The following is a 7412-nucleotide window of genomic DNA, read 5'->3' as shown; positions in this document are numbered from 1 at the left end:
ACTAGACTTAGACCAGGCATCGTCCACAAATGAAAATGAAGCAGAAACACTACTACAGCTACTAGAAGAAGAGCAAGAAGAAGATCAACTGGCCATCCGTAATGGAGAAATCTATGTAGCTCGTTTAGAAAGAAAACTCTTAGCAGAGTCTCAGCAAATATCTTTCAGTGAGTCAGGAAGTTATTTAATTACTGGGGGAACAGGATCATTAGGATTGAGCATAGCTCAATGGTTAGTAGAGAAGGGATGTAAACATCTAGTATTAACTGGTCGCTCTCAACCATCAGAGCAAGCACAATTGAAGATTAATAGTTTAGAGAAACAAGGAGCAGAAGTAGTTGTAACTCAAGCAGATGTATCTGTTCAAGAAGATATGGAGAGAGTGTTCAAGCAAGTAGAAGAAGGAATACCACCTCTCAAAGGAGTAATTCATGCAGCAGGACTGGTAGGATTGAACCTGCTTCAGGAGATGGAACTTTCTCAACTTGAAGCCATACTCCGTCCAAAAGTAATAGGAGGATGGTTGCTACATCAATTAACCCAGAACCTTGAGCTAGACTTTTTTGTGAATTTCTCCTCCATTGCATCAGTATGGGGTTCAAAAGCTCAAGCTCACTATGCAGCAGCCAACAATTTTCTAGATGGATTAACTTATTATCGACAATCTCTGGGATTACCAACCTATAGCATAAATTGGGGGCCTTGGTCAGGAGGCGGAATGGCAGAAGGAGAGGCCATGAATTGGTTAAACCAAATGGGTGTAAAACCACTAGAACCAGAAAAAGCAATAGCTGCCTTGGAGAAAGTATTAACAAGCAATAACCCTCAAACAGTAGTAGCAGATATAAATTGGGATTTATTTAAAGACCTCTATGAACTAGGAGGTAAACGATCATTTCTGCAAGAAATTTCACTAGACTCAGAAGCAACAGATGGAGAACAGACTTCCGGACGTAAATCGGAATTGTTAGAACAACTTTATCAAGCTCCAGAAAGTGAACGGAACGAAATACTCATTGAGCAGTTGCAAAATGATGTAGCTAAAATTATCGGATTATCGAAATCTAAACTTCCAGATCCGGAGTTAGGATTCTTTAAAATGGGAATGGATTCCTTGATGGCAGTTGAGCTAAGAAATCTGTTGAGTTCTACTTTTAATTCTTCCATCAGCACAGCTACCTTGTTTGAAAAGTCTAATATCAAAGACTTAGCTGAATACTTGATCGAAGAAATTTTCCCAGAAGGGGAGGAAGAAGAAATTGATGTTCAAGATAGTCAAGAAGTAACTCCTCCCAAACAGATAGAAACAGAATTTGAAGGAGAAGTTGATAGTGCCATTGCCTCAGAATTAGAAGAAATCCAAGCTTTGCTGAAGGAGGACTAGTGGTCTGTCAATTTTGAATTGACGGGTTGAGGTAGATACGGGGACGCGGGGACGCGGAGAGAGGATTGATCCATCATTAGATATCTCCAAAAATCAAAAATAAAATCAATTCTTATCCATAAATTATCAATTATTCCCCTCCACCGGAGGGGAAAGGGGTGGGTTCCCTGTTCCTTGTTCCCTGTTCCCTGTTCCCTATTTTCTGGAGATGTCTATATATATTATTGATTGACAGAGGACTAAAATGAACAATACTTCTCAAACAAACCAACAAAACGTCTTATCCAAAGAAGTACTTCAAACATTGAAGGAAATGCGGGGTAAACTCGCAGCAGTAAACAAAGCCAAAACCGAACCGATCGCCATTGTTGGCATGGCCTGTAGATTTCCTGGAGGAGCTAATGACCCATCAAAATACTGGAATTTATTACATGATGGTATAGATGCAATTACGCCAGTTCCTCCTGAACGTTGGGATGTGAGCGCTTATTACGATCCCGATCCAGAAGTTCCTGGGAAATCCTACACTAGACAGGGTGGGTTTATCGATCAAGTTGACCAGTTTGACCCCTTATTTTTTGGTATTTCTCCTAGAGAAGCAGTTAGTTTAGATCCTCAATACAGACTACTGTTAGAGGTTACATGGGAAGCACTAGAAAATTCTGGACAAACATGGGAAAATCTGAAGAATAGTCAGACAAGTGTATTCATGGGCGCATCGACAGATGACTATACTAGCGTCATTCTCCGTGAAGCAAATAGTTACCCTACTCTTGGCATTAATAGAAGTATTGGTGTAGGTCGTATTTCTCATCTCTTGGGTTTGCAAGGGTCTAATCTACAGGTAGATACAGCTTGTTCAAGTTCTTTAGTTGCTGCCCATTTAGCGTGTCAGAGTTTGCGTTCAGGAGAATCCAACATAGCATTAGTAGGTGGGGTAAATTTAATATTATCCCCCTTCAGCACTATTGGTCGTTGCCAAGCAAAAGCACTATCCCCTGACGGTCGTTGCAAGACTTTTGATGCTGCTGCCAATGGTTATGGTCAGGCAGAAGGATGTGGTGTCCTAGTTTTGAAGCGTTTGTCTGATGCAATTAGTGATGGCGATCTAATTTCCGCCGTTATTCGAGGTTCTGCTGTTAATCACGATGGGCCAAGTAGTGGGATGACAGTTCCTAATAAAATGGCTCAAAAGCAGGTAATTCAACAAGCTCTGACAAATGCTAAGTTAGAACCCAATCAAGTTAGCTATTTGGATGCTCACGGTACAGGAACTTCTTTAGGAGACCCAATTGAGATAGAAGCTCTGGCAGAAGTATACGGGAAAAAACGTCCAGCAGATTCCCCTTTAATTGTGGGCTCGGTCAAGACAAATCTTGGGCATTTGGAAGCAGCAGCAGGGGTATCATCTTTGATGAAGGTGATTTTAGCCCTTAAGCATCAGGAAATTCCTCCTCATTTACATTTAAAACAACCTAATCCTCTTGTAGATTGGGATAAGTTACCAATAAAAATTCCTACTTCCTTAATGTCTTGGTCTAGCGAGGGAAAACCAAGAATAGGAGCAGTTAGTTCCTTTGGTATGGGTGGTACTAATGCTCATATAATTTTAGAAGAAGCCCCTGTAGAATTTAGAATTCAGAATTCAGAATTTAGAATTAACACAAATGGGGAAAAGGGGCATGATTTAGAGCGTCCGCTGCATTTATTGACTTTATCAGCCAAAACAGAAAAAGCTTTAGCAGATTTAGTCAGTAGTTATCAAAAGCATTTAGAAACATATCCAGATTTGGCAGTAGCAGATGTATGTTACACAGCTAATACAGGAAGGAAACATTTTAAGCATCGACTAGCAGTTATTGCTTCTGACCAAAACGAATTAGCACAAAAGCTACTTGACCAAAAAACAGGAAAGGAAGTAGTTGGACTATGTTGTGGAGAATTTGATAGTGGTAGCGCAAGTTCTAAGCTAGCTTTCCTATTCACAGGTCAAGGTTCCCAATATGTGGATATGGGTAAGCAACTGTATGAAACTCAACCAACCTTCCGTCAGGCTTTAGATCAATGCGACCAAATTTTACAACCCTATCTAGAAGTACCTCTATTAGAAGTTATTTACCCTAAAGATGTACAAAAGTCAACCTCGAATTTGTTAGACCAGACAGCTTATACCCAACCTGCTCTATTTGCCATTGAATATGCTTTGTTCAAATTATGGGAATCTTGGGGAATCAAACCAACTGTAGTCATGGGTCACAGTGTAGGAGAATATGTGGCAGCAACAGTAGCAGGAGTTTTCAGTTTAGAAGATGGTCTGAAATTAATTGCTATGCGGGGACAGTTGATGCAACAGTTACCCTCCGGTGGAGAGATGGTAGCAGTGATGGCCTCAGAATCTGTGGTTACAGAAGTAATAGCAGATTATAGTTCACAAGTGACAATAGCAGCGGTTAATGGACCAGAAAGTATGGTGATTTCTGGAGAGAGTGGAGCGATCGCAACAGTTTGTAGTAAGTTCAAAGCAATAAGAGTTAAGACCAAAAAATTACAAGTTTCCCATGCTTTTCATTCGCCGTTGATGGAGCCAATGTTGGCCGAATTTGCAACAGTAGCTCAGTCAGTCATCTATAATCGGCCGAAAATACCACTGGTATCAAATGTAACTGGTCAAAAAGCAGCAAATGAAGTAACTAAGGCCGAATATTGGGTAGATCATATCCGACAACCAGTAAGGTTTTATCAAAGCATAAAAACATTGCACGAGCAAGGGAATGAACTTTTCTTGGAAATAGGACCGAAACCAATTTTGTTAGGGATGGGACGTAGATGTCTAGCAGGAGATTCAGGAGAATGGTTGCCATCGTTGCGTCCGAAGAAAATCCCCCTCCCGTCCCCCGATCTTCGGGGGAAGACAGAGGATGCTGCGCTTTTGAACGATGAATGGCAGCAAATGTTATTGACTTTAGGAAAGTTGTATGTTAGAGGTATCAAAATAAATTGGTCAGGGTTTGACCAAGGTTATGCTCGTCAGAAAGTAGCATTGCCAACATATCCATTCCAACGACAACGTTACTGGGTAGAAAAAACAGAAAACAAACAGAAACAACAACATCAAAAGTTAGAAAATATTGGTGAGACTCCAATTTTTCAACTACTCACTCAAGGAAACACAGAAACCCTCACTCAACAACTAGAAAGAGCGGTAAATTTTTCACCAGAACAGCTTAAACTTTTACCAGAAATATTAGATGTATTAGCTAAACAACATCAAGAACAATTAACAGCAGTAACTGTAAAAAATTGGTTCTATGAAATTCAATGGAAACCTTTAGCTCAAAGTAACTCAACAACAAACATTCAATTAAGTCATTGGCTGATTTTTGCCGATACTACAGGAGTAGCTGAAAAATTAGCCCAAAAATTACAACAACAGGGTCATGAATATAGCTTAGTTTATAGAGGGGAGAGCTATCAAAAACTAGCAGTAGGAAAATATCAACTAAATCCTAATATTCCCGAAGAATTTGAACAACTGTACCAAGAAATTCAGCAAAATACTCCAACTCCCTCATCAAAGTTAATTCACTTGTGGAGTTTAGACGCTCCTGAATCAAAAGACTTAACCCTTGAAACCCTAGAAGAAACACAAATATGGGGATGTGGCAGCGTAGTGTATCTGTTACAAACCTTACTCAAAAAGGCAAACACCCCTCAAGTATGGTTAGTAACCCGTGGGTCTCAGTCAGTATTATCCAAAACAGAAAATAATATAACAGGACTAGCAGCATCGCCTCTGTGGGGATTAGGTAGAGCAGTGTCCCTAGAACATCCCCAATTATGGGGAGGATTAGTGGACCTAGACCCACAAGCTCCAGCAGCAGACGAAATAGAAATGCTATGGCAATTATTAGTTAATGAACAAGAAGAAGATCATCTAGCTTTACGGGGAGAAAATACTTATGTAGCTCGTCTGGTAAATCAATCTCCTCCAGAATTTCCTCAACCCCTATCCTTATCATCAGATGGTAGTTACTTAATAACAGGAGGATTAGGAGCGTTAGGACTACATACCGCAGAATGGTTAGTATCTAAGGGAGCTAAAAATATTGTCTTAACTGGGCGTAACGCTCCTTCAGAAAAAATCCAAGAATCAATACAAAAATTAGAACAAACAGGATGCCAGGTCAAGGTTTGGTTAGGGGATATTGCTATAGAAGAAGATATAGCCAAAATTCTGGAGAAGATTCAGACATCAATGCCAAAACTCAAAGGAATAATTCATGCAGCAGGAGTGCTTGATGATGGAACCATACAACAGATGAACTGGGAGCGTTTTGCCAAAGTAATGTCGCCAAAAGTAAGAGGAACTTGGCACTTACATAAATTAACTCAAAATTTGCCATTAGATTTCTTTATCTGTTTCTCCTCAATGGTTTCCCTAATTGGTTCCCCTGGTCAAGGAAATTATGCTGCAGCTAATGCTTTTATGGATGGTTTAGCTGGTTATCGTCGCAGCAGAGGATTATCAGGATTAGCTATTAACTGGGGAGCATGGGCGTCTGGGGGAATGGCTGCTCGTTTAGCAGTGGAGCATCAAAATCGTATTCAGAACAGTGGAATAGGTGAAATAGCTCCCAAAGAAGGAATGTATTCCTTGGACTTACTTTTGGGAAATCAATCTGCTAGGTCACAGGTAGGTGTAATACCAGTAGAGTGGTCGGTATTAGCAGAACATTGGAGTGGTATCACAAAAAGTTCTTTATTACAAGAATTATTAAAAAAGGAAAAGTTGGCAGATAATGATACACTACAGCAGAAAGTAAAAGTAGAAATTTTAGCCAAATTAGAAACGGCCTTAGAAGAGGAACGTCAAGAAATTTTAACCGAACACATTCGAGGGGAAGTAGTTCAAGTACTAGGTTTAAGCTCATCTCAATTACCGGAAATGAATTTAGGGTTTATGGAAATGGGCATGGATTCTTTAATGGCGGTAGAATTAAAAAATCGACTGCAAAATCAACTAGGAACTAACTTACCTGAGACAATAGCGATGGAATACCCAACGATCGCCAAATTGTCCTCACATATAGAGGAATTAATGGAATGGAAGACAACAGAAAATGAGGAATCCTCTAATGGCCTGAGCCAAACTGATGTATCAGAAATAGATGGTAATGTATTGCCAGTTCTGGAAGATATTTCAGAAGAAGATTTTGAAGCACTAGCAGCTCAACAACTAGAAAAAATTCAGAACATGCTCTAAGATTAGGTGAAAGCTAAAAAAAAATATATATTTTGCTCTATAAGTCAAAAAAATTAGGTTAAGGCTAAAAGTTTATGGAACCGAGTACCAAAAAAGAGCAACTATCATTATCCAAACAAATGTTTTTAGCTTTAAAACAAGCAGAAACTAAGTTGGAGATGATGGAGCGCTCCAGAAGTGAAGCGATCGCCATTATTGGCATAGGGTGTCGATTTCCTGGAAATGCCAACACACCAGAAAGTTTCTGGGAATTGTTATCTAATGGTAAAGACTCTGTTAGAGAGATTCCACTAGAACGTTGGGATATAGATTCTTACTACGACCCAAACCCTGATACTCCAGGGAAAATGTATATCCGTCACGCAGCATTAGTAGAGCAGGTAGATCGGTTCGATCCGCAATTTTTTGGTATCTCCGGCAAAGAAGCACATAGCCTTGACCCACAGCAACGTTTTATTTTAGAAGTAACTTGGGAAGCTTTAGAAAGATCTGGTATTGATCCCCAGCAATTAGAAAACACTCAGACAGGAGTATTTCTAGGTATCGGTCAAAATGATTATGCTAATTTGGGTTTCAGTCAAGTCGAAAATATTAGCCCTTATGATGCTACAGGAAATGGGTTTTGTTTTGCAGCAGGTAGGTTATCTTACTTTTTAGGATTGCAAGGCCCATCAATAGCAATAGATACAGCTTGTTCATCATCTTTAGTAGCTATACATGAAGCTTGTCAGAGTCTACGTCAGGGTGAGTCCAATTTGGCTTTAA

3 protein-coding genes are annotated in these 7412 nt (G+C 39.8%); all 3 read left to right on the top strand.

Translation table 11 applies throughout. From position 1 onward, the window contains the following. Window positions 1-1384, top strand: a 1384-nt coding sequence (locus F6K13_RS10690; protein WP_287287351.1) for a beta-ketoacyl reductase, incomplete at its 5' end; no start/stop codon positions are given. Between the two features lie 244 nt (window positions 1385-1628). Further along, window positions 1629-6647, top strand: coding sequence for a type I polyketide synthase (locus F6K13_RS10685; RefSeq protein ID WP_287287349.1), 5019 nt, complete (start codon window positions 1629-1631; stop codon window positions 6645-6647). A 74-nt stretch (window positions 6648-6721) separates the two neighbouring features. Beyond that, on the top strand, window positions 6722-7412 hold a 691-nt coding region (locus F6K13_RS10680; RefSeq protein WP_287287347.1), incomplete at its 3' end, for a polyketide synthase.

Source organism: Okeania sp. SIO2B9, from assembly GCF_010672505.1.
Lineage (GTDB): Bacteria > Cyanobacteriota > Cyanobacteriia > Cyanobacteriales > Microcoleaceae > Okeania > Okeania hirsuta.
This window is presented reverse-complemented; position numbering and strand designations above follow the sequence as displayed.

Excerpts from the sequence above, each read along its gene's own strand:
- F6K13_RS10685 (WP_287287349.1), top strand. The coding sequence starts at position 1,629 with ATGAACAATACTTCTCAAACAAACCAACAAAACGTCTTATCCAAAGAA.